25 protein-coding genes are annotated in these 25,517 nt (G+C 66.5%); 23 read left to right on the forward strand and 2 right to left on the reverse strand.

Going from position 1 to position 25,517, the window contains the following annotated elements; translation table 11 throughout:
* Positions 1-4 precede the first annotated feature (4 nt).
* The 11 genes from ACSQ8Y_RS04815 (at position 5) to ACSQ8Y_RS04865 (ending at position 12,155) form a co-directional block, all read left to right on the forward strand.
* A complete protein-coding gene (locus ACSQ8Y_RS04815; protein WP_436265316.1) occupies positions 5-790 on the forward strand; it encodes an SDR family NAD(P)-dependent oxidoreductase in 786 nt (261 codons plus the stop codon).
* 16 nt (positions 791-806) lie between these two features.
* On the forward strand, positions 807-1,538 hold the full coding sequence (locus tag ACSQ8Y_RS04820) for a TetR/AcrR family transcriptional regulator (protein WP_436265317.1): 732 nt from the start codon (positions 807-809) through the stop codon (positions 1,536-1,538).
* Positions 1,535-2,935, forward strand: a complete 1,401-nt coding sequence (locus tag ACSQ8Y_RS04825; RefSeq protein WP_436265318.1) for an aromatic ring-hydroxylating oxygenase subunit alpha — start codon at positions 1,535-1,537, stop codon at positions 2,933-2,935. Before ACSQ8Y_RS04820 ends, ACSQ8Y_RS04825 begins: the two co-directional genes overlap by 4 nt.
* Entirely contained in the window at positions 2,932-3,948 is a 1,017-nt protein-coding gene (locus ACSQ8Y_RS04830; RefSeq protein WP_436265319.1) for an NADP-dependent oxidoreductase, read from the forward strand. Before ACSQ8Y_RS04825 ends, ACSQ8Y_RS04830 begins: the two co-directional genes overlap by 4 nt.
* Positions 3,945-5,204: an acyl-CoA dehydrogenase family protein gene (locus ACSQ8Y_RS04835; protein ID WP_436265321.1), complete on the forward strand. Its 1,260-nt coding sequence runs from the start codon at positions 3,945-3,947 to the stop codon at positions 5,202-5,204. Before ACSQ8Y_RS04830 ends, ACSQ8Y_RS04835 begins: the two co-directional genes overlap by 4 nt.
* Positions 5,201-6,355 carry an acyl-CoA dehydrogenase family protein gene (locus ACSQ8Y_RS04840; protein ID WP_436265322.1) on the forward strand — a complete coding sequence of 385 codons (1,155 nt, stop codon included), beginning with the start codon at positions 5,201-5,203 and terminating at the stop codon, positions 6,353-6,355. Before ACSQ8Y_RS04835 ends, ACSQ8Y_RS04840 begins: the two co-directional genes overlap by 4 nt.
* Positions 6,340-7,992, forward strand: coding sequence for an AMP-binding protein (locus ACSQ8Y_RS04845; protein ID WP_436265323.1), 1,653 nt, complete (start codon positions 6,340-6,342; stop codon positions 7,990-7,992). The genes ACSQ8Y_RS04840 and ACSQ8Y_RS04845 overlap by 16 nt, the downstream gene beginning before the upstream one ends.
* A gap of 107 nt (positions 7,993-8,099) precedes the next feature.
* A complete protein-coding gene (locus ACSQ8Y_RS04850; protein ID WP_436269752.1) occupies positions 8,100-9,188 on the forward strand; it encodes a phosphotransferase family protein in 1,089 nt (362 codons plus the stop codon).
* Positions 9,189-9,191: 3 nt separating this feature from the next.
* Positions 9,192-10,358 carry an acyl-CoA dehydrogenase family protein gene (locus ACSQ8Y_RS04855; protein WP_436265324.1) on the forward strand — a complete coding sequence of 389 codons (1,167 nt, stop codon included), beginning with the start codon at positions 9,192-9,194 and terminating at the stop codon, positions 10,356-10,358.
* 5 nt (positions 10,359-10,363) lie between these two features.
* Positions 10,364-11,320: a PDR/VanB family oxidoreductase gene (locus ACSQ8Y_RS04860; RefSeq protein WP_436265325.1), complete on the forward strand. Its 957-nt coding sequence runs from the start codon at positions 10,364-10,366 to the stop codon at positions 11,318-11,320.
* Positions 11,321-11,381: 61 nt separating this feature from the next.
* Positions 11,382-12,155 carry a helix-turn-helix domain-containing protein gene (locus ACSQ8Y_RS04865; RefSeq protein ID WP_436265326.1) on the forward strand — a complete coding sequence of 258 codons (774 nt, stop codon included), beginning with the start codon at positions 11,382-11,384 and terminating at the stop codon, positions 12,153-12,155.
* Between the two features lie 35 nt (positions 12,156-12,190).
* Here ACSQ8Y_RS04865 and ACSQ8Y_RS04870 read toward each other — a convergent pair whose 3' ends face one another.
* Positions 12,191-12,496 carry a putative quinol monooxygenase gene (locus tag ACSQ8Y_RS04870; RefSeq protein WP_436265327.1) on the reverse strand — a complete coding sequence of 102 codons (306 nt, stop codon included), beginning with the start codon at positions 12,494-12,496 and terminating at the stop codon, positions 12,191-12,193.
* Between the two features lie 192 nt (positions 12,497-12,688).
* Here ACSQ8Y_RS04870 and ACSQ8Y_RS04875 point away from each other — a divergent pair, with 192 nt between their 5' ends.
* The 9 genes from ACSQ8Y_RS04875 (at position 12,689) to ACSQ8Y_RS04915 (ending at position 20,467) form a co-directional block, all read left to right on the forward strand.
* The gene (locus ACSQ8Y_RS04875) at positions 12,689-13,882 is read left to right on the forward strand and encodes an aromatic ring-hydroxylating oxygenase subunit alpha (RefSeq protein ID WP_436265328.1); all 1,194 of its coding nucleotides are present in this window, start codon (positions 12,689-12,691) and stop codon (positions 13,880-13,882) included.
* Between the two features lies 1 nt (position 13,883).
* Complete coding sequence (locus tag ACSQ8Y_RS04880) at positions 13,884-14,600, forward strand: SDR family oxidoreductase (protein WP_436265329.1); 717 nt, start codon at positions 13,884-13,886, stop codon at positions 14,598-14,600.
* Positions 14,601-14,673: 73 nt separating this feature from the next.
* The gene (locus tag ACSQ8Y_RS04885; protein ID WP_436265330.1) at positions 14,674-15,468 is read left to right on the forward strand and encodes a ThuA domain-containing protein; all 795 of its coding nucleotides are present in this window, start codon (positions 14,674-14,676) and stop codon (positions 15,466-15,468) included.
* Positions 15,465-16,262, forward strand: coding sequence for an SDR family oxidoreductase (locus tag ACSQ8Y_RS04890; protein ID WP_436265331.1), 798 nt, complete (start codon positions 15,465-15,467; stop codon positions 16,260-16,262). The genes ACSQ8Y_RS04885 and ACSQ8Y_RS04890 overlap by 4 nt, the downstream gene beginning before the upstream one ends.
* A 42-nt stretch (positions 16,263-16,304) precedes the next feature.
* On the forward strand, positions 16,305-17,063 hold the full coding sequence (locus tag ACSQ8Y_RS04895; RefSeq protein ID WP_436265332.1) for an SDR family NAD(P)-dependent oxidoreductase: 759 nt from the start codon (positions 16,305-16,307) through the stop codon (positions 17,061-17,063).
* 13 nt (positions 17,064-17,076) lie between these two features.
* Entirely contained in the window at positions 17,077-17,688 is a 612-nt protein-coding gene (locus ACSQ8Y_RS04900; protein ID WP_436265333.1) for a glutathione S-transferase family protein, read from the forward strand.
* A gap of 1 nt (position 17,689) precedes the next feature.
* On the forward strand, positions 17,690-19,342 hold the full coding sequence (locus ACSQ8Y_RS04905) for a methyl-accepting chemotaxis protein (protein WP_436265334.1): 1,653 nt from the start codon (positions 17,690-17,692) through the stop codon (positions 19,340-19,342).
* Positions 19,343-19,408: 66 nt separating this feature from the next.
* On the forward strand, positions 19,409-20,203 hold the full coding sequence (locus ACSQ8Y_RS04910) for an enoyl-CoA hydratase/isomerase family protein (protein WP_436265335.1): 795 nt from the start codon (positions 19,409-19,411) through the stop codon (positions 20,201-20,203).
* A gap of 78 nt (positions 20,204-20,281) precedes the next feature.
* Positions 20,282-20,467 (forward strand): hypothetical protein, encoded by a 186-nt coding sequence (locus tag ACSQ8Y_RS04915; RefSeq protein ID WP_436265336.1) that lies wholly within the window; start codon positions 20,282-20,284, stop codon positions 20,465-20,467.
* Positions 20,468-20,474: 7 nt separating this feature from the next.
* Here the strand turns inward: ACSQ8Y_RS04915 and ACSQ8Y_RS04920 are convergent, their stop codons facing one another.
* Positions 20,475-21,521, reverse strand: a complete 1,047-nt coding sequence (locus tag ACSQ8Y_RS04920; protein ID WP_436265337.1) for an AraC family transcriptional regulator — start codon at positions 21,519-21,521, stop codon at positions 20,475-20,477.
* Between the two features lie 163 nt (positions 21,522-21,684).
* Here ACSQ8Y_RS04920 and icmF point away from each other — a divergent pair, with 163 nt between their 5' ends.
* The 3 genes from icmF (at position 21,685) to ACSQ8Y_RS04935 (ending at position 25,476) form a co-directional block, all read left to right on the forward strand.
* Positions 21,685-24,987, forward strand: a complete 3,303-nt coding sequence (gene icmF, locus ACSQ8Y_RS04925) for a fused isobutyryl-CoA mutase/GTPase IcmF (protein WP_436265338.1) — start codon at positions 21,685-21,687, stop codon at positions 24,985-24,987.
* A 71-nt stretch (positions 24,988-25,058) separates the two neighbouring features.
* Positions 25,059-25,250 (forward strand): hypothetical protein, encoded by a 192-nt coding sequence (locus tag ACSQ8Y_RS04930; RefSeq protein ID WP_436265339.1) that lies wholly within the window; start codon positions 25,059-25,061, stop codon positions 25,248-25,250.
* Positions 25,251-25,266: 16 nt separating this feature from the next.
* A complete protein-coding gene (locus tag ACSQ8Y_RS04935; protein ID WP_436265340.1) occupies positions 25,267-25,476 on the forward strand; it encodes a hypothetical protein in 210 nt (69 codons plus the stop codon).
* Positions 25,477-25,517: the final 41 nt, after the last annotated feature.

The following is a 25,517-nucleotide window of genomic DNA, read 5'->3' on the forward strand; positions in this document are numbered from 1 at the left end:
GACCATGACTACCATGAAGACAATGGAACAACGATTTTCACTGCAAGGCCGTGTCGCGTTGGTGACCGGCGCCAGCAGCGGCTTCGGCGCGCATTTCGCGGCGGTGCTGGCGCAGGCGGGCGCCAAGGTGGCGGTCGCCGCGCGCCGTACCGACCGCATCGAGGCGGTGGTGCAGGGCATAGTCGACCGGGGCGGCGAGGCGTTCGCCTGCGAGATCGACGTGGCCAGCCGCGCGTCGATCAACCGCGCCTTCGACCAGGTGCAGGAAAAGCTCGGCGTTGTCGACGTCGTGATCAACAACGCGGGCCTGTCGTCGCCGGCGCCGTTCCCGGAGATGAGCGAGGCGCAGTGGGCGTCGGTGCTGGACGTGAACCTGTCCGGCCCTTACCACGTGTCGCAGGAGATGGCGCGCCGGCTGATCGCGCGCAAGCAGCCCGGCGCCATCGTCAATATCGCCTCCATCCTCGGCAAGCTGGCCAAAGGCAATTTCATCAATTACGGTGTGACCAAGGGCGCGCTGATCCATCTGACCGAATACATGGCGCTCGACCTGCTGCCGCATGGCATCCGGGTCAACGCGATCGCGCCGGGCTACTTCCCGTCCGAGATGACCAATCCCTTCTTCGAATCCGACGCCGGCATGAAGGAGATCGCGAACCTGCCGCCGCGACGGCTCGGCCGCCTGGAGGAGCTCGACGGCGCGCTGCTGCTGTTAGCCAGCGAGGCTTCGTCGTACATCAACGGCAGCACGCTGACGGTCGATTACGCGCATTCGGTGCGCCTGTCCTAGAGGGAGCGGACACGCGATGAGACGCCTGGCTCTGGAAGACGACGGCCTGCCGCGCATGCGCCGAGCGCGTGGCGGCGCGGGCGCCGGCGTGGCCAGGGGCAGCGCGTGGCAGGCCGAAAAGAGCGGCCAGACCCGCATCGCCATCCTCGAGGCGACGCTGGACTGCCTGGTCGAAATCGGCTACGCGCAGACCACCGCCGACAAGATCGTCAAGCGGGCGGGCGTGTCGCGTGGCGCGATGACGCATCACTTCAAGGCCCGCGCCGAGGTGTTCGATGCGGCCGCGCTGTTCGTCATCGAGCGCCGCGCGGAGGAGTACGACCGGCTGATCGGCCGCATCCCGGTGCATCCGGCCGGCAGGCCGACGCTGGACGATATGCGCGACACGATGGCGGTGCTGCAAAAGTACTTCGCCTTGCCTTCCTTTCTCGCGCTGAACGAGCTGCAGCGTGGCGCCCGCACCGACGTCTTGTTCCGGCGCGCCATGGTTCCGCTGGAGAAGGCGCTCGACAGGAAGATCTCGGACAGCATGGTCAGGCATTTCCCCTTCCTGTCCGAGGTCGAGGAAACCCGGCAAGTGCTGATGGACCTGATCCTGTCGACGATGCGGCCGATAGCCATCGGCATGGCCCCGGTCCTGACGGGAGCGCGGCTGCAGCGCCTTCTCGACCGGCTGGCCGTGGTGGCCCTGCGTGAAATCAACAATGCAAGAAACGAAAAAATTCAACCAGAAGGAGACGCGACATGAACAAACCCGTGGAAATCAAATTCACCGTCAATCCCCCTGAAACGGCGGGCGATCCGCTGGTGTTCCAGCGTCTGCTCAAGGAAGAGACGGTGGCCGTTCCCGACTACCTGAAGTCGGTGCCGCCCAAGTTCGGCGACGAGGACCTCGATGCCTCCCGCTACACCTCGCGCGATTTCCACCGGCTCGAGGCGCGGCGGCTGTGGACCCGGACCTGGCAATTCGCGGTGCGCGAGGAGGAAATCCCCAAGCCCGGCGACCATGTCCTGTACGACATCGTCGACAAGTCCGTCATCGTCATGCGCGGCGACGATGGCGTGATCCGCGGTTTCTACAACTCCTGCCTGCACCGGGGCCGAGCGCTGCGCACCCAGAACGGCTGCGCCGGGCAGCTCAAGTGTCCCTTCCACGGCTTCACCTGGGACTTGCGCGGGCGCTTCAAGAGCAAGCCCTGCGAATGGGACTTCCAGCATGTCGACAACGATAAGATGGAATTGCCGCAAGTGCGCTGCGAGAGCTGGGCCGGCTTCGTCTTCGTCAACTTCGACATGGATGCGCAGCCGCTGATCGACTTCCTGGGCGTGGTGCCCGACCACTTCCGTAATTACGCCATGGAGCGCTCGTGTTCCATCGCCCACGTGCAGCGCCGCCTGGCCTGCAACTGGAAGGTCGGCCAGGAAGCCTTCTTCGAGGCCATGCACACCAAGGCCACCCACCCCGGCATCATGACTTTCACCGCCGACGTCGACAGCCAGTACGACGTGTTCGACGACCACATCGCGCGCGCCATCACCCCGATGGGGGTACCGAGCGCGAACCTGTCCGGCGTCGACCAGGCCACGGCGATGCGCGACATGCTGATCCTGTCGGGCCGCATGTCGAGCACCGACGGCGACGGCCATGTGCTGCCCGAGGGGATGACGGCGCGCCAGTATGTCGGCGAACTCAATCGCGAACTGTTCTCGGCGATTTCGGGCCAGGACCTGTCGCAGGCGACGCTGGCCGAGCTGGAAGACGCGATCCTGTACTCGGTGTTCCCGAACTTCCAGGTCTGGTCCGGCTACTTCGGCAACATCGTGTACCGCTTCATCCCGGACGGCGACGACCACGAGCACTGCCTGTTCGACGTCTACGTGCTGGGGCGCTATCAGCCGGGGACGGACTGCCCGCCGGCAGCGCCGCTGCGCCGCCTCGGCGACGACGAGAGCTTCGACCAGGCACCGGAGATCGGTGCGCTGGGCGACGTGTTCGAAGAGGACATGCGCAATCTGCCGCACATGATGAAGGGCATGAAGGCGTCGAAGAGCGGCAAGCTGAAACTGGCCAGCTACCAGGAGAGCCGCATCCGCCACCACCATCTGACGCTCGACAAGTATCTCGGCATCGGAGGGGCAAAGTGAGCGGCAATACCGAATGGCGTTTGCGCGCGCGCCCGCAGGGCGAAGTGACACGGGAGGACTTCGAAGTCCGTAGCGCCGCGCGGCCGGTTCCCGGCCCGGGCGAGGCGCTGGTGCGCAATATCTACCTCTTCGTGCCGCCATCGATGCGCTTGTGGATGGACGAGAAGGAAAGCTACCTGCCGCCGCAGCCGCTGGGCGAGGTCATGACCGGCATCACCCTCGGCGTGGTGGAAGCGTCGAACCATCCATCGCTGCCGGTGGGGACGTATGTGAACGGCATGGGCGGCTGCCAGCAGTGGTATGCGGCACAGGCGGAACGGCTGCAGCCGGTGGCGGCGCACACCGGCGTGCCGCTGGCCGCCTATCGCACGGTGCTCGATGTGCAGGGCCTGACCGCCTATTGCGGGCTGACCGGGATCTGCCGGCCGCAGGCCGGGGAGACCCTGGTGGTGACGGCGGCGGCCGGCAGCGTCGGCTCGCTGGTGTGCCAGATCGGCAAGAAGCTGGGGCTGCGGGTCGTCGGCGTGGCCGGCGGCCGCGAGAAATGCGATTGGCTGCTCGATACCTGCGGCGTCGATGCTGCGATTGACTACAAGGCCGGCGACGTAGGCGAGCGCCTCGACCGGGCCTGTCCGGACGGGATCGACATGCTGTTCGAGAACGTGGGCGGGCCGGTGATGGACCTGGTGTTCGAGCGCATCAACCGGCGCGCGCGGATCGCCCTGTGCGGCCTGGTGTCGAGCTACAACGGCGGCGGCACGCAGCGCACCAGCGCCTTGATGCAGCTGGTGAACAAGAGCGCGCGCATGGAGGGCTTCCTGCTCACCGACCACTATGGCAGCTACGCCGAAGTGATGCGCAAGCTCGAAGAGTGGATCCTGGACGGCACCATTCGCTACCAGATCGACATACTCGACGGCCTGGAACAGCTGCCTGAAGCGATGGGCAGGGTGTTCCACGGCCGCAACCGGGGCGCGCAGTTGCTGCGCCTGTCTCAAGAGGAAAGAATATGAGCGAAGACACTCGCGCGCGGGCCGAGGCGCTGCGCCAGGACGTACGCCGGTTTTGCCGGGACGTGCTGCCAGCCGGACTGCGCGCCAAGTCGCAGCGCCACCAGGTGCTGGACAAGGACGATTACCAGCAGTGGATGCGCTTGCTGCAGGAGCAGGGCTGGGCGGTGGGCCACTGGCCGCGCGAACACGGCGGCCTGGCCTGGTCGCCCCTCGAGCGATTCGTGTTCGAAGACGAACTGGCGCGCCATGGCTGCCCCTGGGTCATTCCCTTCGGCGTCAAATACGTCGGGCCGGTGATCTACGCCTTCGGCTCGGAAGCGCAGCAGCAGCGTTTCCTGCCGAAGATCGTCAACAACGAAGAGTTCTGGGCGCAAGGCTATTCGGAACCGGAAGCCGGGTCGGACCTGGCCGCGCTGCGCACCACCGCCGTGCGCGACGGCGACCACTACATCGTCAACGGCCAGAAAGTCTGGACCACGTACGCTCACTGGGCCGACTGGCTGTTCTGCCTGGTGCGCACCGACCGCGAGGCGCGCCCGCAGAACGGCATTTCCTTCCTGCTCATCGACATGAAGAGCCCGGGCGTGACGGTCAAGGAGATCCGCACCATGGACGGCTACCGCCATGTCAACGAAGTGTGGCTGGAAGACGTGCGGGTGCCGGTCGGGAACCTGGTCGGCGAGGAGGGCGGCGGCTGGACCTACGCCAAGTACCTGCTCAAGAACGAACGCACGGCGGGCGCTTGCATCGGCATGGCGTGGCATGCGCTGCACCGGCTGCGCGAACTGGCGCAACAGGTGCAAGCCTCGCAACCATCGCAACCATCGCAACCCTCGCAACCATCGCAACCGGCGCACCGAGTGGAACCCTGCGGCTGCGGCCGGCCCGTGGACGATGGACTGCTGCGCAACCGCATCGGCATGCTTGAATTGCGCTACCTGGCGCTGGAGAAGACGGCCTACCGCGCCGTCGGCGCCATGATGGACGGCACCGAGAACGGCGGCGAGGCCTCGCTGATCAAGCTGCGCGGCACGGAGCTGTACCAGGATATCGCGGAGAGCCTGGTCGACCTGCTCGGCGCGGCCGGCATCGCCTTCGACCCGGCGGCGTTGCACAGCGCGGGCCTGCCGCCACTCGGACCGGATGACGCCGGCGGCATCGTCAAGGACCATTTCTACAATCGCGCGGCGACGGTTTTCGGCGGCTCGTCGGAAATCCAGCGCAACATCATCGCGAAGGCTGTGCTGGGATTATGAGTACCGACCACGACACCATTTCCATGCTGCGCGACGCCGCGCAGCGCTACACATCGGACCACTACGGTTTCCTCGCGCGCGGCAAGCTGCTCGAACAGGGGCAGGCTTACAGCGCGCAGGCCTGGCGCGACTACGCCGATTTCGGCTGGCTGGCATTGCGCCTGCCGGAAGACGAAGGCGGCATCGATGCGGATGCAGCCGCCATCGGCGTGCTGATGGAGTCGGCAGGCAGCCGTTTGCTGCTCGAGCCGCTGCTCGCCAGTGCGGTGCTGGGCACCGGCCTGCTGCTGCGCCAGGGCAGCGCAGCGCAACGCGCGGCATGGCTGCCAAAACTCGCCGACGGCTCGGTGAAGCTGGCGTTCGCCCACGAGGACGATGCGCGTTCCCCTTGCGTATGGCGCGACGGAAGGCTGGACGGCGCCAAGACCGGGGTGCTGCAAGGCGACATCGCCGACGACGTGATCGTTTCGGCCCGCAACGAGGCTGGCGAGACGGTGCTGTGCATCGTCGCCGCGGGGGAGCTTGTTCGCAGCAACTATCGCCTGGTCGATGGCCGTGGCGCGGCCAACCTCCGCTTCGAAGGCAGCCGGGCCGAATTGCTGGGCGAGAGCGGCCCGCCGGCGCGGGATGCGATCGCCCTTGCGCTCGATGAGGCGGCGGTGGCGCTGTGCGCCGAAGCCTGCGGCGTCATTTCCAGTCTGGTGGCGATCAGTTGCGACTACCTGAAGATACGCAAACAGTTCGGCAAGCCGATCGGCAGCAACCAGGTCCTGCAGCACCGCATGGTGGACATGTATCTGCTGCAGGAAGAAGCGCGCGCGCTGACCGATGCCGCCCAGCAGGCGCTGGCGCTGGCACCGCCGCTGGCTGACCGCGAACGCGTCGTCAGCGGTGCGCGCGCCTATATCGGCGCGGCCGTGCGGCGGGTCGCCAACGAGGCTGTGCAGCTGCATGGCGGGCTGGGTATCACCGAGGAACTCGATGTCAGCCACTATTTCCGGCGCGCGATGACGATCGACAGCCTCTTTGGCGGCCGCGACTTGCACATGGCGCGCTTCATGGCGCAGTCGCAGCCGGCGGAACATGCGAAACAAGCGGTACACGCGGCACACGCGGCAAAAACGGGAGAAGCGCCATGCGTACCGATGTAAGCGGCTGGCAGGTGCGCCTCGACGACGCGCTGATCGCCGGGCACGTGTGCAGCGGCGCATGGCGCAACCAGACCATAGGCGACCTGGCGCGCGCGCTGGCGCTGCGCGAACCGCAGCGCGTGACCCACGTGTTCGAAGGCCGTGCCTGGACCATAGGCGAGCTGGTGGCCGATGCCGATGCGCTGGCCGGGAGCCTGCGCGCGATGGGGCTGCGTCCCGGCGACGTGGTGAGCTTCCAGCTGCCCAACTGGGTAGAGGCGCTGGTGATCGATCTTGCCGCCGCCATGCTTGGCCTGGTGGTGGCGCCCATCGTGCCGATCTACCGCGACGCGGAGCTGGCCTATATGCTGGCCGATGCCGGTGTCAAGGCGGCCTTCGTGCCCGGCGAATACCGTGGCGTCGATTACATGGCGATGATGCGGCGCCTCGCGCCCCAGTTGCCGGCGCTGAAGCATATCTGTTCGGTGCGCCTGGCGAAGGGGGAACGCGATGCTTGCAGCTACGAGGCGCTGGCCGGCGCCGGCAACAAGCTCGGAAGCGCACCGGTGGTTGATCCGAACGCAGTCAAGCTGATCCTGTACACCTCGGGTACCACCGGGCGTCCCAAAGGGGTGCTGCACTCGCATAACAGCATGGAATACGCGGTGCGCCGCGCGATCGAGCATTGGGGGCAGGGCGACGGCGATACGATACTGATGGCATCGCCGGTCACGCACATCACCGGCTATGGTTCGGGACTGGAGCTGCCTATCCAGTCGGGCATGCGCGCCGTGTTCATGGAGCGCTGGAACGCGGCCGAGGGCGTCGCGCTGATCGACAGCGAACAAGCCACGATGAGCATGGGGGCGACGCCCTTCCTGCAGGAGTTGCTGGCCGAGGCGTCGCAGCAGGGCAAACGCCTGCCGTCGCTGCGCAGCTATGCCTGCGGCGGCGCTGCCGTGCCGCCCGCGCTGATACGCAAGTCGCGCGAGGTGTTCGAGAACTGCAAGGCGTTCCGGGTGTTCGGGGCCAGCGAGGTGCCCTTGACGACGCTGGGCTTCGTCGGCGACGGCCAGCTCGACCTGGCTGCCGAGACCGATGGCGAAATCGTGCATTACGAGGTGCGCGTGGTGGATGACGATGGCCGCGAGCTTCCCGCCGGCGTCGAGGGCGAGATCTGCGCGCGCGGCCCGGCCATGATGCTGGGCTACGCCGACCCGCAGCAAAGCGCAGAGAGTTTCGACGCAGACGGATATTTCCGCACCGGGGACCTCGGCCATGTGACGCCGGAGCGCGCCATCGTCATCACGGGACGCAAGAAGGACCTGATCAACCGTGGCGGCGAGAAGATCAGCGCCAAGGAAGTGGAGGACATCCTGCACCGGCACGCCGCGATTGACGAGGCTGCGGTGGTCGCCATGCCGCACGAGCGCCTGGGCGAGACCGTGTGCGCCTATGTCACGCTCAAGGCCGGCCAGGCGCTCGACTTCGAGCAGATGATCGCCCATGTGTGCGGCACCGGCGTGGCCAGGCAGAAGTATCCCGAGCGCCTGGTGGTGCTGGAGACCCTCCCGCGCACCCCGACCGGCAAGATCCGCAAGGACCGCCTGCGCGAGGATATCCGCGCGCGGCTGCTGGCCGAAAGGAGCGCGGCATGAACGAGGCACTGACGAGCGGGATCCCGGGGCACAAGACCGGGGTGAACGGGATGCCGGCGCACGGGAGCCCGGATAAGGGGAGCACGGCTAAGGGGATACCGGTGAACATGGCCCTGATGAGCGGGGCCCTGGTCGATACCGCGCCTAGATTGCGTGAGTCCGCCGACAGCGTTCCCCAGGACTGGCCCCGGTTGGCGATCCACCTGGCGCGGCACGGCATGGAATTGTCGCTGGCCGAACCCCCGCGGCAGTTCTCGGGCGGCCTGGCGAACCTGAATTACCTGGTGGTGGTGGACGGCCGTGAAGCGGTGCTGCGCCGCCCGCCGCCGGGCGATCTGCCGCCAGGCGCCTTCGACATGGCACGCGAATTCGGCATCCTGGCGCGGGTGTCGCAAGGGCTGGACCTGGCACCCCGGGCGCTGTACCTGGGCGCGGATGCCTCGGTGCTGGGCGCGCCGTTCCAGATCATCGAGTTCCGGCGCGGCTTCGCCGTGCGCGACACCTTGCCGGAGGCGCTGTCCGGCTTGCCGGGGATAGGCGGCCGCCTGGCCGCGACCATGATGGACGTGCTGGTGCGGCTGCACGCGCTCGACACCGATGCGCTCGGCCTGGGCGACCTGGGCCGGCCGCAAGGATTCCTGGAGCGCGCCGTGGAGGGCTGGAGCAAGCGCGCGCTGCTGGCGACCGAAGGCCGAACCTCGCCGCTGATCCCGGCGCTGAGCGCCTGGCTGCGCGCGCACCGGGTGCCGGACGGACCGTTCGTGTTGCTGCACAACGACATCAAGCTCGACAACATCCTGCTCGACGGGACCACGCTGGCGCCGGTCGCTGTGCTGGACTGGGACCAGTGCACGCGCGGCGACGCGCTGTTCGACCTGGCCACGACGCTGAGCTACTGGACCGAGGCGGGCGACCCGCCCGCGATGCAGGCCTTGCGCCAGATGCCGACCGCGCAGCCCGGGTTCCCGACCCGCGAGCAGGCGGCGCAGGCTTATGCGAAGGCGACCGGCCGCGATCTGTCCGACTTCCGTTTCTACCGCGTGCTGGCCATGTTCAAGCTGGCCGTGATCTTCCATCAATTGCACGCGCGCTACCGGCAAGGCGCGACGCAAGACCCGCGCTACGCGGCCTTCGGCGAACTTGCCGACGGCATCCTCGAGTTCACCCACACCGTCGCCCAAGGCGAATCTTTCTAGACCATGGACTTCTCCCTTTCCCCCTTGCTGCTGGATTTACAGGAGCGCACCCGCGACTTCATCGCGCGTGTAGTCATGCCATACGAGCGCGACGAGCGCAACACCGCGCACGGCCCGTCCGAGGGCCTGCGTGCCGAACTGATAGCAAAAGCGCGCGCCGCCGGCCTGCTGACGCCGCACGCCTCGGCCGACATGGGCGGACTCGCCCTGAGCCACGTGGCCAAGGCCATCGTCTTCGAGGAAGCCGGCTATTCTCCGCTTGGCCCGGTCGCCATGAACATCCACGCGCCGGACGAGGGCAATATCCACCTGATGGAGGCCGTCGCCACGGAAGCGCAGAAGGAGCGCTGGCTGCGGCCGCTGGCCGATGGCCGCATCCGCTCCTGCTTCGCGATGACGGAACCGGCGCCCGGCGCGGGGGCCGATCCGTCCATGCTGGCGACCACGGCGGTCCGGGACGGCGACCACTACGTCATCAACGGCAGCAAATGGTTCATCACCGGCGCCCTGGGGGCCTCGTTCGCCATCATCATGGCGAAAATGGAGGACGGCACGGCGACCATGTTCCTGTCCGATATGGACAGGCCGGGCATACGGCTCGAGCGCCTGATGGACTCCCTCGACTCCTGCTTCACCGGCGGCCACGGCGTGCTGACGTTCGAGAACCTGCGGGTGCCGGCCGGCGACGTGCTGGGCGAGATCGGCAAAGGCTTCCGCTACGCCCAGGTGCGGCTGGCGCCCGCGCGCCTGACCCACTGCATGCGCTGGCTGGGCCAGGCGCGCCGCGCGCACGACGCGGCGCTGGCCTATGCACGCGAACGGCAGGCCTTCGGCAAGGCGCTGGGCGAGCACGAGGGCGTCGGCTTCATGCTCGCCGATAACGAGATCGACCTGCTGAACGCCAGGCTGCACATCTGGCATACCGCCTGGCTGCTCGACCAGGGCGGCAGGGGCAACATCGAGTCCAGCATGGCCAAGGTGGCCTGCTCGGAAGCGCAGTGGCGCGTGGTGGACCGCTGCGTGCAGATACTCGGCGGGCGCGGCGTGACGGGCGAAAGCATCGTCATGCGCATTTTCAAGGACATGCGCGCTTTCCGCATCTACGACGGTCCCAGCGAAGTGCATCGCTGGAGCATCGCGAAGAAGCTGATGGCGCCACAGCGAGGATGAAGACTATGAGCGATCTTTACGTCAAGGTGGTCCGGAAAACCCGGGAAGCGCTGGATATCGCCGGTTTCGAGCTGGCCGCGCCCGATGGCGCGCCCTTGCCGCCATTTTCGGCCGGCGCGCACATCGATGTTCATGTGTGCGATGGACTGGTGCGCCAGTATTCGCTGTGCAACGACCCGCGCGAGACGCACCGCTACCTGATCGGGGTGCTGCGCGACCCGCATTCGCGCGGCGGTTCGGCCGCAATGCATGAAGGCGTGCGCGAAGGCGACATGCTGCGCATCAGCGCACCGAAGAACCATTTCCCGCTGGTGCCGGCGCGCCGCTCGCTGCTGTTTGCCGGCGGCATTGGCGTCACGCCCATCCTGTGCATGGCCGAGCGGCTGGCGCACGCCGACGCGCATTTCGCCATGCATTACTGCACCCGCGAGCCGGCCCGCACTGCCTTCCATGAGCGCATCCTGGCGTCCTCCTTTGCCGGGCGCGTGCAGTTCCATTTCGACACCGGCGCCGCGTCGGAGAAGCTCGACCTGCCGGCGCTGATCGCCACGCCGGACTCGGACACGCAGCTCTATGTCTGCGGCCCGGGCGGCTTCATCGAGCACGTGGCAAATACGGCCAAGGGGCTGGGCTGGGACAGCGCCCAGATCCACTTCGAATACTTCGCCGCCAAGGCGCAAGACCGGTCCGCCGACGCGGCGTTCGACGTGACGATCGCCAGCAGCGGCAGGACCTTCACCGTGCCTGCGGACAGGAGCGTCGTTGCGGTGCTGGCCGCAAACGGAGTCGACGTCCCCACTTCCTGCGGGGAGGGCGTCTGCGGCACCTGCATCACCCGTGTGCTTGAAGGCCTGCCGGCGCATCGCGACGCCTATTTCACGGACGAGGAAAAGGCGAAGAACGACCAGTTCACGCCATGTTGCTCACGTGCGCTGGGAAAGCGCCTGGTGCTGGATTTATAGGCAACGATAGCAAGATAGGTGTTACATTACTGGCAGAGCACGCAGATGCCGGAGGGGAGACATGGAAATCACCTGGGATGAACGCTTCAGGGAAAAGCTGGCCGCGCAGACCAGCTTGAACTCGGCCGCGCTGCTGCTGGCGGAAAGCGCCGCCGAACTGGGCTGGGACCTGGCCGCCTTTCAGCTCGACCGCGAACAACTGGCGCTGCCGCGCTGCAGCGACGGCCAGTTCATCGGCACCGCCATGGGGTGGCCTTCCGACTGCGTGCACGAATGGGTCGACCGGGAGCTTGGCCGCTATTGCCCGGTGACGCAGCTGTGCGGGCGCACCGCCGACGCTATCGTCTGGGAGTGCGATCCCGCCGGCGTGGCCTGGCGCGGCCGCAAGCTGGCCCCCGAGCAAACCGAGGTGCTGCAGTACTACCGCCAGTTCTTCGAAGGGGCGGTGACGGTGCCGGTGCATCGTCCGGGAGGTAAGTCCGGCTACGTGACGTGGTGCATCGCCGACCGTGCCAAGCTGCTGGCGCAGGCCCGGGCGACCTATGGCGCGACCTACCTCATTTCGCACGCCTTCATCCGCCATATCGACAATCTCGACGCGGCGCGGCGCGATGCCGTCAACCCGGCCAATCCCAATGCGCTGACGGCGCGCGAAATCGAATGCCTGAGCTGGGCCGCCTGCGGCAAGACGGAGGAGGAGGTCGCCCTGATCATCCGGCGCTCGCACGAAACGGCGCGCTTCCACCTGCGCAATGCCGTCACCAAGCTCAACGCGAGCAACCGCACGCACGCGGTGGCCATCGCCTGTTCGCGCGGCCTGCTGACGGTCCGCTGACGCCTTGACGCCAGCGACACCGGCGGCTCAAGCGCTCAGCTGTCCATCCCGCCCACCGAGCTGACCCGGTACTTCTTCACCTCGAATCCCAGCATCTTCATCGATTGCGTCTGCTGCAGGAAGGCGGTGATGTGCGGCGATTTCAGGTGATCGAGCAGGGCGTCCTCGCTCGCCCATTCCTCGCTGATCAGGATCACGTTGGCATCGACCAGATCGCGTCCAAACACATAGTAGTTGCAGCCGGCCTCCTCGCGGGTCGGCGCGATGATGGCCGCTGCGGCTTGCCCGAAGGCGGCGGTGAACTCGGGGGCGAGGGTGATGCGGGCGGAAATGGCGATCATCTGTCTGTCTCTCTTTCTGGTTTTGGGCTGCTTGCTCGGTTGCCTGTTCGCTTGCCTGTTCGGCTACATATCCAGCCAATTCATCTTAGCAAAACGGACGCCCAGCCGAGACCTCCCTAAAAGGGTAGTTGTTGCCGCACCGTGCTTGATCGACACTCATCGACATAGAACAAGAGCAACCACGGAGACATCATGCTCAACGAAAAAGAGGTATTGCATGGTATCGTCAAGCGCGTCCTCGCGCATCTCGATGCAGGCACGACCGATAGCGCGGCAGCGCCATACCGCCACCCTACCTGGACCTACACCGACCCGGCGCTGTTCGAGCAGGAGCGGCTGAAGATCTTCAAGGAGAACCCGCAGCTGGTGGGCTTCTCGCCGGACCTTCCCCAGCCCGGCTCCTTCTTCACCTTCGACGATCTCGGCGTGCCGGTGCTGCTGGTGCGCGACAACGAAGGCAAGGTCAACGCCTTTCTGAACGCCTGTTCGCACCGCGGCGCGCGCTTGAAAGAGGGCTGCGGCAAGGCCGCCAGCCTCAGCTGCCCCTACCACGCCTGGGGTTTCGACCTGAAGGGCAAGCTGCGCACCATCTTCAAGGAAGAGAGCTTCGGCTGCGTCGACAAGGCTTATTACAACCTGGTCAAGCTACCGGTCGAGGAAAAGTACGGCATGATATTCGTCGGCCTGGACCCCGACATGAAGTTCTCCATCGACGACCACCTGGGCGACCTCGCACAGTACTTCGCGATGTGGGACTTCTCCAGGATGAACCTGGTCGATACGCACGAGTGGCACTTGCAGACCAACTGGAAGCTGGCGCTCGACACCTTCTGCGAGGGCTACCATTTCGGGCCGCTGCACAAGGACAGCGTGGGCGACTACGCGATCGGCAACCTGTCGCTGTTCGACCGCTTCGGCCCGGGCCAGCGCCACCACCGCGTCGCATTCCCGAACACGTCCATCGGTGCCTTCAAGGACTTGCCGGAAGAGCAGTGGACCGATGTGTTCAGCCACTTCCAGCTGGTGCACTTCATCTATCCGAACATTTCGATGCTGGTCTCGCCCACGGCGGTCGAGTTCTTCCAGCTGTACCCGGGCCCCACCGTCGACAGCCATGTGACGCGCTACCGCTGCTACTGGCGCTCCGAGCTCGACCGCCCGGACCAGGGCCGCGACCCGCAGGCGCATTTCGAGTTCATCCGCGAAGTGGTCGACAAGGAAGACTACTGGGTCAGCGCGAACGTGCAGAAGTCGCTGAGCGCGAACATCAAGCCCTTCTCCACCTTCGGACGCAACGAGCCGGCCCTGATCAATATGCACCAGGCCTTCCTGCGCGGCGTCGGCATCACGCCGGAGCAGGCGCAACTCGAAAAAGTGGGAGCCTGATATGAAGCGGGTCGAAGGCAAGGTGGCGCTGATCACGGGTGCGGGTTCGGGGCTGGGCAGGGCCGACGCCCTGCTGCTCGCCCGCGAGGGGGCGCGCATCGTGGTGACCGACGTCAACGAGGTGGCGGGGCGAAGAGTGGCGCAGGAATGCGGCGGCGTGTTCGTGCGCCATGACGTGAGCAGTGAAACCGACTGGCAGCGCGCCGTCCACATGGCCGTCGAGCAGTACGGCCGGCTCGACGTGCTGGTCAACAATGCCGGCATCGTCATCGCCGCCGACATCGAGACCACCACGCTGGAACAGTACCGCCTCATCAACGCGATCCACGCCGAAGGCACTTTCCTCGGCTGCAAATACGCGGTCGAAGCCATGAAGGCGCATGGCGGGGCGATCATCAACATCGCCTCGATCACGGCGCTGCGCGGATCGCCCCAGGTGCTGGCCTACGCGGCGGCCAAGGGCGCGATCCGCGCGCTCAGCCAGTCGGTGGCCGCGCACTGCGCCGAGAAGGGCTACCCGATCCGCTGCAACGCCGTCTTCCCCGGCGTCATGGCGACGCCGCTCGTGATTGCCGTGGTGGGCGAAAACTACCCCGGCGCAGGGCAGCCCGACGACGTGGCCAATATGGTGCTGTTCCTGGCGTCGGATGAATCGCGCTTCGTCAACGGCGCCGAATTCGTGGTCGACAACGGCGCCTCGATGCGGCTCGGCGCCTGAGCAGGCAGGAACAAAACGCACAACAAAACGGACGGGCCGCCACGCGCAGGCCACGCCGAACCTGGAGACAAGCATGGCTGAAGCATCGCATCACCCGGGCGCCATCGACGGCGTATTGATCGCCTCGGGCAAGTACCACGATATTGATTTCGCGCGGCTCGAACTGCTCAAGCTGCTCGCCGAGGACGCGAACCTGCGCATACGCGTGTTCGAGGACTACGCCAATCTCGACGCCATCCGCAACGCCAGCTTCCTGGTCACCTACACCTGCGACGTCGTGCCCAGCCTGGAGCAGCAGGAAGCCCTGCGCGCCTGGGTGGAGCAGGGCGGGCGCTGGTATGCCCTGCACGGTACCAGTTCCATCCTGCGTTTCCTGTCGAACGGCCTGGTCGATTCGCCGGACTGGGCGCCGCACCTGATGGAGACGCTCGGTTCGCAGTTCATCGCCCATCCGCCGATCGCGCCCTACCGCGTCGAGGTGGCCGATGCCGACCATGCGTTGGTGCGCGGCATCGAGCCCTTCGATGTGACCGACGAATTGTATCTGTCCGACACCCGCGCCGACCTGCATGTGCTGCTCGATGCGCAATTCGAGGGGGAAGCGGCGGGCTTCGCGCGTTCCGCCTGGCTCAAGGACCGGCATCCGGTGTTCTACCTGCGCACGATAGGCAAGGGCGCGGTACTGTACCTGACGCTGGGCCATTGCCGGGGCCACCACGACATGCGCCCGCTGATGGAGCACTGGCCAGAGGTGCAGCGCTGCGCCTGGGAGCTGCCGGTGTTCTACGAACTCCTGCGGCGCGGCATTTCATGGTCCAAGGAAGCCGCTCCCATAGCAGCGCAGACGCAAGCAGGGGGCACGGCATGACGCAGCAAGCACTGCAAGGCAAGATCGCCGTCGTCCTCGGCGCGGCCGGGCGCGACAACATGGGCCAAGCAATTGCGCGCGGTTTTGCCGAGCAAGGCGCCCGCGTGGTGGTCGCCGGCCGGCACATGGGGGAGCTGGAGCGCTTCGCGGCCGAGATCGGCGGCACGGCCCGCTGCTGCGACATCACCAGCAAGGCTGAGCTGATCGCGCTGGCGGCGTATGCGCGCCACTGGGGCGGCCACGTCGACATCGGCGTCAACGCGACCGGCTGGGGCCTGCTCACGGCCTTCCTCGACACGACCGAGGAAGAACTCGACCGCATGGGCGCGCTGCAGTTCAAGGGGCCGTTCATGTTCTTCCAGGCGATGATAGAACAGATGGACCGGGGCGGTTCGCTCATCCAGATCAGTTCGGCCACGGCCACCATCATGCTTAACGACCACGCCGCCTACATGGGCACCAAGGCTGGCACCGACCATGTGGTGCGCTGCGTCGCCAACGAGTTCGGCGCGCGCGGCATCCGCGCCAACTCGCTGTCGCCGGGCTTGACCGATACGCCGATGACGGCCGGCGGCAAGGCCGTGCCCGGCGTGTTCGACAGTTTTGTCGAATGCTATCCGCTCGGCCGCATCGGCACCAAATCGGACATCGCGTCCGCCGCCGTGTGGCTGGCGAGCGATGCCTGCTTCATGACCGGCCAGAACCTGCAGGTGAACGGCGGATTGACGCTGCGGCGCAATCCGTGGAAACACGAAATCGAATCCTCCGTGGCGCGGGCTGCCGCGGCACGGTAGGAAAGCTCGGACAACCGTCATAACATCAACAAGGAGAGCATCATGGAATTGGGACTGCGTGGCAAGAAGGTCATCATCAACGGCGGCAGCCGGGGCATCGGGCGGGCGGCGCTGGAACTGTTTGCGCAGGAAGGCTGCGACATTGCCTTCTTTTCGCGCGACGCCCAGCGCGTCGAGGAGACCGTGGCGCAATTGAAGGCGTCGGGCGTCAAGGTGTTCGGCGAAGCCTTCGACATGAACGACATCGAGGCCTACAAGGCCTGGCTGGTGAAGGCGGCCGACAAGCTGGGCGGATGCGATATCTTCATCCACAACGCCAGTTCGTCCGGCGCGCAGGGCACCACCGACTGGGACCTGACCTATAAGCTCGACATGCTGGGCGCCGTGCGTGGCTGCGAAGCGCTGGAGCCCTTCCTGGAAGCATCCGGCGCCGGATCGGTGATCCTGATGTCGAGCACGGCCGCAGTGGAAACCTTCATCTATCCGCAGGCGTTCAACGCCATCAAGTCCGCCATCCTCACCTATGGCAAACAGCTGTCGCAACTTTGGGCGGCCAAGAACATCCGCGTCAACATGCTGTCGCCGGGGCCGGTGGCCTACCCGGGCGGCAACTGGGCGATGATCAAGGACGCCGTGCCTGAGCTCTACAACAAGACCCTGTCGGAGATGCCGCTGGGCCGTTTCGGCGCGCCGGAGGATGTGGCGCGCGCCATGCTGTTCCTGGCCAGCCCCGCGGCGTCCTACATTACCGGCACCAACCTGGTGATCGACGGCGGCTACACCAAGCGCGTGCAGTTCTGAGCCGGGGCGCGCCATGATACTGCATACCTCGATCGGGCCCAATCCGCGCCTGGTCAATATGTTCATCGCGGAGAAGGGATGGCCGGTGCCGAAGGTCGAGGTCGACATCATCGGCGGCGAAAACCGGCGCATGCCTTTCCTGTCCATCAATCCGGCCGGCGGCACGCCGGTGCTGGAACTGGACGACGGCACGGCGCTGGCCGAGACGCTCGCGATCTGCGAGTGGATCGAGGAAACGCAGCCTGAACCGGCGCTGATCGGCGCGACCACGCGGGACCGCGCCGTCACACGCATGTGGACGCGGCGGGTCGACCTGATGGTGGCGCAGCCCATGACAGCGGGCTTTCGCGGCGCCGAAGGCCTGCCGCTGTTCCAGGACCGGGTGCGCTGCCTGCCGCAGGCGGCGGACGACTTGAAGCTGGCGGCGCGCGAAGGGTTGTCGTGGCTGGAGCGGCAGCTCGGCGACCGCCCCTTCCTTGCCGGCGGGAGCGTGTCGCTGGCCGACCTGCTGCTGTTCAGTTTTGTCGAGTTCGGCGCGCAGGTCGGGCAGCCGCTCGACCCGGACAACCGGCGCCTGGCGGCTTGGTACGGCCGCATGGCGTCCCGACCGAGCGCGGCGGCTTGACATGAAGCGCATGCCCTCCCTCTCGATCGCCAGCAAGCTGCTGGCCGCGTTTGCGGCCATGCTGGCCATCGCCACCGTGCTGGGCGTGTTTTCGATCGGCCAGCTTGGCGCGGTCAACGGCACCGCCAAGGAGCTGGGCCTGCTGTGGATGCCCAAGGTGCGCGCGCTGCTCGAAGTGAAGGCGGACCTGGGGGATCTGCACGCGACAGAGCTGAACTACCTGCTGTCGCGCGATCCGGTGTCCCGGCACGCCTACCAGGCGCGCATCGGCGCCATCCTGACGCGCCTGGGCGGCACCGCGAAGCAGTACCGGGACCTGATGTCCACGCCCGATGAGATCACCGTCTTCAAGGCATCGGCCGTCACCTTCGAGGCCTTCATGGGCGAGCACGGGAAATTGATGGCGCTGGTGGAGAAGGAGCAGGGCGATGCGGCGCTGCTCCTGATACGGGGCGACTACGCCCGCTTGCTGGAGGAATTGAACGGGCAGATCGACACCGTGGTCCGGATCGACATCGATGGCGCCGCCCAGGCCAGCCGCGACGGCGAGGCGCGCTTTTCCGCTGCGCGCTGGTCGATAAGCGCCATGCTGGCCGGATCGCTGGCGCTGGGACTGCTGCTGGCGACCGTGATTGCGCGCGCGATCGCCCGGCCGCTGCGCGCGGCCGCCAAGCTTGCCCGGCGGGTAGCCGACGGCGACCTGGGCGCCGACATCGAAGCGGCCTCGCGCGACGAGACCGGCCAGATGATGGACGCGTTACGCGACATGAATGGCAGCCTGGTGCGCCTGGTGCGCCGCGTGCGCACCGGCACGGAGACCATCGCCGGCGGCTCGGAAAGGATCGCAGCCGGCAACCTCGACCTGTCGCGCCGCACCCAGGCGCAGGCAGGCACGCTGGAGGCCACCGCGGCCTCGATGGCGGAGCTCACGGCCGCTGTCCGTAACAACGCCGCCAGCGCGCGCCAGGCCAGCGAACTGGCGGCCGCCGCCGCCGAGGTGGCGAACCAGGGCGGCCAGGTGGTGTCGCGGGTGATCGGCACGATGGGCGCGATCGATGCGTCGGCCCGGCGCGTCATCGACATCATCGCCGTCATCGACGGCATCGCCTTCCAGACCAATATCCTCGCGCTGAACGCGGCGGTGGAGGCGGCGCGGGCCGGCGAGCAGGGCAGGGGTTTCGCGGTTGTCGCCGCCGAAGTGCGCACCCTGGCGCAACGCGCCGCCACCGCCGCCCGGGAAATCAAGACGCTGACCGGCGATTCGGTCGAACGCATCGACGACGGAACACGGCTGGTCGGCGAGGCCGAAGCGACCATGCAAGGGGTGGTCGACAGCATCCGGCGCGTGACCGACTGCATGGGCTGCATCACGCTGGCCAGCCAGGAACAGTCCGAGGGTATCGAACGGGTCAACCGCGCCATCGGCGACATGGACCAGGCGACGCAGCAAAACGCCGCGCTGGTGGAAGAAACCGCTGCGGCTGCCGAGTCGCTGCGGGAGCAGGCCGGCGAGCTCGTGGCGCTGGTGCATGTCTTCCGGCTCGGGGAGGGCGATGCGGGGTCCGGGCTCTCGGTGGCAGCACCGGCCGGCGCGGCGCCAGGCGCCGCCCTGGCGCGGCCGGAGCTCCCGGCGGATGGAAGAATGGCCGCCTGAGCGGCTGCGTGGCACCGGTGGCCGCCGGACACGGCTGAACGCGACACTTATTGAAGAGTACCGACCATGCATACCAAGAGCAGTCCCATTCTGTATTCGAGCCACGACGGCATTGCGCGCATCCGCTTCAATCGTCCGGCGGCGCTCAATGTGATCGACGAGGAGATGGCGAAGGCCCTGTGCGGCATCACGTTCGAGCTGGAGAACAGCAAGGATGTGCGCGTGGTGGTGGTGAGCGGGGAGGGCGCCGCCTTCATGGCCGGCGGCGACCTGGCGTGTTTCCACCAGGACAAGGCGCGCACGGCGGCCACGGCGGACGCCATTATCAAACCGCTCAATGTGGCGCTGATGCGGCTGGCGGCGCTGCCGCAGCCTATCATCGCCAGCGTCCACGGCGCCGTCGCCGGCGCGGGGGTGAGCATCGCGCTTGCCTGCGATTTGTGCATCGCCGCCGACGACACCCAGTTCAACCTGGCTTACGCCCGTATCGGCGCCAGTCCCGACGCCGGCGGCAGCTGGTCGCTGCCGCGCGTGGTCGGCACGCGCAAGGCGCTTGAACTGGTGCTGCTGGCCGAATCGTTCGGCGCCGAGGAGGCCGTCCGGCTGGGGATCGTCAACAGGGTCGCTCCCCGGCAGGGGCTGGCCGACGCCACGGAAATGCTGGCGCGTCGCCTGGCCGCCGGGCCGGCCGTTGCCTACGGCCGTATCAAGCGCCTGATCCATGCCTCCTTCGACACCCGGTTTGAAGACCAGCTTGATGCCGAGCGCAAGGCGTTCTGCGCCTGTGCGGCGACGGCGGATTTTGCCGAGGGACTGGACGCGTTTTTCGAGAAGCGGCGCCCGGTGTTCTGCGGCGCTTGATTGGACCGGTATGTACGGGGCGCCATGTCGGCGCATTTTGGGACCAGGTGGCGGCGCGGGAGCGCGATGGGAGCTGCAATGAACACGATCAAGAAGAGAATCTGGAGGGCCGCGCTGATTGTGGCGGGCAGCCTGGCCGTGGTTGCGGTGGTCGACTCTTTAGACGAGCCGCCGCCTGCGCAAATCCAGGTGCCCATGGTGAACGGCTATCCGGCGATACCGCCGGCGTTCAACTGGAACGACATGTTCAGGGGGCCGCATTAGCGGCTCGCTAACCGCCGCCTATACCCCTGCCCGTATCGGCCCGCGTCGCGGGCTGGTTCATGCGCTGCCGGTACGACTGCGGCCCGGCACCGGTCCATTTCTTGAACGCGCGGTGGAAGGCGCTGGCTTCGGCAAAGCCCAGTTCGGTGGCAATCTCTGCCACACTCAAGGTGCTGTTGCACAGGCGGTCGATCGCCAGGTCTCGCCTGAGCTGGTCCTTGATCGACTGGAAGGATTCGCCCTCGTCCTCCAGCCGGCGCCTCAGTGTGGACGGGGCCTTGTTCATGTGCCGCGCCAGCGTCTCGAAGTCCGGCCAGCCGGCACGCGGCAAGGCCGCCAGATGGCGCCGCACATGCGCCGCCATGCCGTCCCGGTTGCGGTACTTGCGCACGATATTGGCGGGTGCCCCGCGCACGAAAGCCCCCAGGGTGTGTGCGCTTTGCACCACCGGACGCTCCAGGCAGCTGAGGTCAAACGACAGCCGGGTGTCCCTGCAGTCAAAACGCAGCTCGTCGCAATACATTGTGCGGTACTCGGCGCTGCGCGCCGGTTCCGGATAGCAGAAATCGGCTCGCAGGACGCGCACCTGGTGTCCGGCCAGCCAGCAAAGAATTCCATGGATCAGCATGAGCAGGGTTTCATAGCCGAATACCGCGGCGGAGCAGGCGCGCCGGTCGCGCACCACCAGATCTGCCCTGCCGCCATCGATTTCCAGTTGGCAGTTGAAATCGTCGAGCAGCATGTTGAAGAAGCGCGCCATGGTCCGCAAGGCTTCGCCCAGCGTGGCGCAGTGGACGGCAGTCTGGCACAGGAGGGCGAAGCTGCCCACCTTCATGCGGCGGCTGTCCTGGCCGAAAAGCTCGTCGTCAAGCACGCGCGCGACAGCCAGCCACAGGGCGCTGAAGCTTTTTGCCGAGATCCGGGCCTGGGAGGATGCGAGCAGCGCCGGCTCCAGGCCTGCCTCACGCAGGACAGGGCCGGTATCGATGCCGCGCGCGATCAGCGGTGCCAGTGCGCTGTGTACGAAATCGATAGATACGCTTCCTTTTTCCATGCCTCTACTGTAGCGCAGATGGCGTGGTTTGCATGGCGAAAACTCGCACTGGATTTGGTGTTTTTTGGCATGGCGCGCGGGGGAAGGACTTTTTATACTCAAACCAGTTGTCAGGACTGTGTCCGTCCGTGGCGCTAGTCATAACCTTTATAAGAGACGAGCCGTGACCGATCTTTCGATTTCAAGTAATTTGGTGGAGCAAAAGCTGGCCAACAAGGTGCGTTTCGTCACCGCCGCCTCGCTGTTCGACGGCCACGACGCTTCGATCAACATCATGCGCCGCATCCTGCAATCGAACGGCGTGGAAGTGGTCCACTTGGGCCACAACCGCTCGGTCGACGAAGTCGTCACCGCAGCCTTGGCCGAGGACGTGCAGGGCATCGCCATCTCCAGCTACCAGGGCGGCCACGTCGAATACTTCAAATACATGCTGGATCTGCTGCGCGAACGCGGCGGCGCCCACATCAAGGTGTTCGGCGGCGGCGGCGGCGTGATCGTGCCGGAGGAAATCGCGGACCTGCATGCCTACGGCGTGACGCGCATCTTCAGCCCGGAGGACGGCCAGCGCATGGGCCTGGTGGGCATGATCCAGTGGATGGTGCAGCAGTGCGACATCGACCTGTCCCAGTATTCGCCGACCTCGCTGGCGCCGCTGCGTGAAGGCGGCGCGGGTTTGGACATTTCTGCGCGCCACCGCCCGCTGGCCCAGCTGATCACCGCGCTGGAGAACGAGAAGGCCGCGCCCGCGCTGCGCGCCGAGCTGCAGGAGGCAGCGAAAGGCCTGGCCGTGCCGGCGCTGGGCATCACCGGCACCGGCGGCGCCGGCAAATCCTCGCTGACCGACGAACTGATACGCCGCATCCGCCTCGACCAGGGCGATGCGCTGAACATCGCCGTCATCTCGATCGACCCGTCGCGCCGCAAATCCGGCGGCGCGCTGCTGGGCGACCGCATCCGCATGAATGCCATCGCGCCGTGGGCTGGCCAGAACCGTGTCTTCATGCGTTCGCTGGCCACGCGCGAAGCGGGCTCCGAGATTTCGCAGGCGCTGCCGGACGTGATCGCCGCCTGCAAGGTGGCCGGCTTCGATCTCGTCATCGTCGAGACGTCGGGCATCGGCCAGGGCGACGCCGCCATCGTGCCGCACGTGGACGTCTCCATGTACGTGATGACGCCGGAATTCGGCGCCGCCTCGCAGCTGGAGAAGATCGACATGCTCGATTTCGCCGACTTCATCGCCATCAACAAATTCGACCGCAAGGGCGCGCTCGACGCGCTGCGCGACGTCGCCAAGCAGTACCAGCGCAACCGCGAACTGTGGGCCAAGCGTCCAGAGGAGATGCCGGTCTACGGCACGCAGGCCTCGCGCTTCAACGACGACGGCGTGACCGCGCTGTACCAGGGCCTGGTGGCCAGGCTGGCCGAATTCGGCATGAAGATCACCGCAGGCACGCTGCCGAAGTCGGACGTGCGCTACAGCACCGGCAAGCACGTCATCGTGCCGCCGGCGCGCGCGCGCTACCTGGCCGAGATTTCGGACTCCGTGCGCGGCTACCACAAGAACACCGCCAAACAGGTCAAGCTGGCGCGCGAGCGCCAGCAGCTGCGCGAAGCCAAGCGCATGCTGGCCGCCGCCAAGGCGGGCCTGGACCTGGGCGCCGATTTCGACGAACTGATCGCCGACCGCGACAGCGCCATGGAAGCCGGCGCCAGAAAGCTGCTGGCCCAGTGGCCGGACATGCAGGAGGCCTACGCGGGCGACGACTACGTGGTCAAGATCCGCGACAAGGAAATCCGCACCCGTTTGGTCGCGCACACGCTGTCCGGCACCCGTATCCGCAAGGTGGCGCTGCCGCGCTACGAGGACGACGGCGAAGTGCTGCGTTTCTTGATGTCCGAGAACGTGCCGGGCTCCTTCCCGTTCACGGCCGGCGTGTTCGCCTTCAAGCGCGAGGGCGAAGACCCGACCCGCATGTTCGCCGGCGAAGGCGACGCCTTCCGCACCAACCGCAGGTTCAAGCTGGTCTCGACCGGCATGGACGCCAAGCGTTTGTCGACCGCCTTCGACTCGGTCACGCTGTACGGCGCCGACCCCGCGGTCCGCCCCGACATCTACGGCAAGGTGGGCAACTCCGGCGTGTCCATCGCCACGCTGGACGACATGAAGGTGCTGTACGACGGCTTCAACCTGTGCAGCCCGAGCACCTCGGTGTCGATGACCATCAACGGCCCGGCGCCGACCATCCTGGCCATGTTCATGAACACGGCCATCGACCAGCAGGTCGACAAATTCGTCGCCGACAATGACCGCACGCCGGATGCCGGCGAGGCGGCGGCGATCCGCGCCTGGGTACTGCAGAACGTGCGCGGCACCGTGCAGGCCGACATCCTGAAGGAAGACCAGGGCCAGAACACCTGCATCTTCTCGACCGAGTTCTCGCTCAAGGTGATGGGCGACATCCAGGAATACTTCGTGCACCACCAGGTGCGCAATTTCTACTCCGTGTCGATCTCCGGCTACCACATCGCCGAGGCGGGCGCGAACCCGATCTCGCAGCTGGCGTTCACACTGTCGAACGGCTTCACCTTCGTCGAAGCCTACCTGGCGCGCGGCATGCACATCGACGATTTCGCGCCCAACCTGTCGTTCTTCTTCTCCAATGGCATGGACCCGGAATACACGGTGCTGGGCCGCGTCGCCCGCCGCATCTGGGCCGTCGCCATGCGCGACAAATACGGCGCCAACGACCGCTCGCAGAAGCTGAAATACCACGTGCAGACATCGGGCCGTTCACTGCACGCGCAGGAGATCGACTTCAACGACATCCGCACCACGCTGCAGGCGCTGATCGCGATCTACGACAACTGCAACTCGCTGCACACCAACGCCTACGACGAAGCCATCACCACGCCGACCGACGAATCGGTGCGCCGGGCGCTGGCGATCCAGCTGATCATCAACCGCGAGTGGGGCCTGGCCAAGAACGAGAATCCGAACCAGGGTTCCTTCATCATGGACGAGCTGACCGACATGGTGGAGGAGGCGGTGCTGCAGGAGTTCGAGCGCATCGCCGAGCGCGGCGGCGTGCTGGGCGCGATGGAAACAGGCTACCAGCGCGGCAAGATCCAGGAAGAGTCGATGCTGTACGAGCACCAGAAGCACGACGGCACCTTGCCCATCATCGGCGTGAACACCTTCCGCAACCCGAAGGCCACCGGCACGCCGGCGCCGATCGAGCTGGCGCGTTCGACCGACGATGAAAAGCAGTCGCAGCTCAGCCGCCTGGAAGCCTTCCACGCCCAGCATGCGGCCGAAGCGCCGGCCGCGCTGGCGGCGCTGCAGAAGGCGGCCATCGACAACGAGAACGTGTTTGCCAGGCTGATGGACGCCGTGCGGGTCTGCTCGCTGGGCCAGATCACCGGCGCGCTGTTCGAGGTCGGCGGCCAGTACCGCCGCAATATGTGAACCCACATATGCGGCGCCAGGGAATCCGTCAACTCAAGCTCGCGGTATCGCAGGACCGGAGCGCCGAAGCCATGCTCAAGCTGCTTCAGCGTTCAGTCGACTTCGGCCACGGGAAGCTGGCGCTGATGCGCTGTATCCAGGCCGAGCAAATGGGCATTTGCATCGCGCCCGACATACTGGGTTACTGCCAGCAGGTGGCGGACCGGATGCCGCCGGCGACGCTGCAGCGGGTTATCCGGCAGGCATGCGCGCTCACCGCCTAACCGTGGATGCAAACCGATGTCGATTTATACACCCAGAAAAATCATTTCCGAACTTGGCGACGAAAAGCGCTGCCTGTCATGCGGCGAATACTGGCCGGCCGATCATGAGTTTTTCGATACGATGCGCTCGGCCCGCGACGGCTTGACGCCGCGCTGCATTGCCTGCATCAAGTCGCGCCTGTGGCAGATGCCGGCGCGGGCCGTCGGCCAGGCCCGGCAACCTTGAACAGGTGATCATCCAGTACGCAGGTAGACCGACTGTTTTTT

The sequence above is a fragment of the Pseudoduganella sp. LjRoot289 genome (genome assembly GCF_964252925.1).
Taxonomy (GTDB): Bacteria; Pseudomonadota; Gammaproteobacteria; order Burkholderiales; family Burkholderiaceae_D; genus Rugamonas.

Excerpts from the sequence above, each read along its gene's own strand:
- ACSQ8Y_RS04935 (WP_436265340.1), top strand. The coding sequence starts at position 25,267 with ATGTCGATTTATACACCCAGAAAAATCATTTCCGAACTTGGCGACGAA.
- ACSQ8Y_RS04870 (WP_436265327.1), bottom strand. The coding sequence starts at position 12,496 with ATGATCGCCATTTCCGCCCGCATCACCCTCGCCCCCGAGTTCACCGCC.
- ACSQ8Y_RS04845 (WP_436265323.1), top strand. The coding sequence starts at position 6,340 with ATGCGTACCGATGTAAGCGGCTGGCAGGTGCGCCTCGACGACGCGCTG.
- ACSQ8Y_RS04875 (WP_436265328.1), top strand. The coding sequence starts at position 12,689 with ATGCTCAACGAAAAAGAGGTATTGCATGGTATCGTCAAGCGCGTCCTC.
- ACSQ8Y_RS04840 (WP_436265322.1), top strand. The coding sequence starts at position 5,201 with ATGAGTACCGACCACGACACCATTTCCATGCTGCGCGACGCCGCGCAG.
- ACSQ8Y_RS04825 (WP_436265318.1), top strand. The coding sequence starts at position 1,535 with ATGAACAAACCCGTGGAAATCAAATTCACCGTCAATCCCCCTGAAACG.
- ACSQ8Y_RS04860 (WP_436265325.1), top strand. The coding sequence starts at position 10,364 with ATGAGCGATCTTTACGTCAAGGTGGTCCGGAAAACCCGGGAAGCGCTG.
- ACSQ8Y_RS04880 (WP_436265329.1), top strand. The coding sequence starts at position 13,884 with ATGAAGCGGGTCGAAGGCAAGGTGGCGCTGATCACGGGTGCGGGTTCG.
- ACSQ8Y_RS04855 (WP_436265324.1), top strand. The coding sequence starts at position 9,192 with ATGGACTTCTCCCTTTCCCCCTTGCTGCTGGATTTACAGGAGCGCACC.
- ACSQ8Y_RS04885 (WP_436265330.1), top strand. The coding sequence starts at position 14,674 with ATGGCTGAAGCATCGCATCACCCGGGCGCCATCGACGGCGTATTGATC.
- ACSQ8Y_RS04900 (WP_436265333.1), top strand. The coding sequence starts at position 17,077 with ATGATACTGCATACCTCGATCGGGCCCAATCCGCGCCTGGTCAATATG.
- ACSQ8Y_RS04815 (WP_436265316.1), top strand. The coding sequence starts at position 5 with ATGACTACCATGAAGACAATGGAACAACGATTTTCACTGCAAGGCCGT.
- ACSQ8Y_RS04890 (WP_436265331.1), top strand. The coding sequence starts at position 15,465 with ATGACGCAGCAAGCACTGCAAGGCAAGATCGCCGTCGTCCTCGGCGCG.
- ACSQ8Y_RS04910 (WP_436265335.1), top strand. The coding sequence starts at position 19,409 with ATGCATACCAAGAGCAGTCCCATTCTGTATTCGAGCCACGACGGCATT.
- ACSQ8Y_RS04895 (WP_436265332.1), top strand. The coding sequence starts at position 16,305 with ATGGAATTGGGACTGCGTGGCAAGAAGGTCATCATCAACGGCGGCAGC.
- ACSQ8Y_RS04915 (WP_436265336.1), top strand. The coding sequence starts at position 20,282 with ATGAACACGATCAAGAAGAGAATCTGGAGGGCCGCGCTGATTGTGGCG.
- ACSQ8Y_RS04835 (WP_436265321.1), top strand. The coding sequence starts at position 3,945 with ATGAGCGAAGACACTCGCGCGCGGGCCGAGGCGCTGCGCCAGGACGTA.
- ACSQ8Y_RS04930 (WP_436265339.1), top strand. The coding sequence starts at position 25,059 with ATGCTCAAGCTGCTTCAGCGTTCAGTCGACTTCGGCCACGGGAAGCTG.
- ACSQ8Y_RS04820 (WP_436265317.1), top strand. The coding sequence starts at position 807 with ATGAGACGCCTGGCTCTGGAAGACGACGGCCTGCCGCGCATGCGCCGA.
- ACSQ8Y_RS04920 (WP_436265337.1), bottom strand. The coding sequence starts at position 21,521 with ATGGAAAAAGGAAGCGTATCTATCGATTTCGTACACAGCGCACTGGCA.
- ACSQ8Y_RS04850 (WP_436269752.1), top strand. The coding sequence starts at position 8,100 with ATGGCCCTGATGAGCGGGGCCCTGGTCGATACCGCGCCTAGATTGCGT.
- ACSQ8Y_RS04905 (WP_436265334.1), top strand. The coding sequence starts at position 17,690 with ATGAAGCGCATGCCCTCCCTCTCGATCGCCAGCAAGCTGCTGGCCGCG.
- ACSQ8Y_RS04865 (WP_436265326.1), top strand. The coding sequence starts at position 11,382 with ATGGAAATCACCTGGGATGAACGCTTCAGGGAAAAGCTGGCCGCGCAG.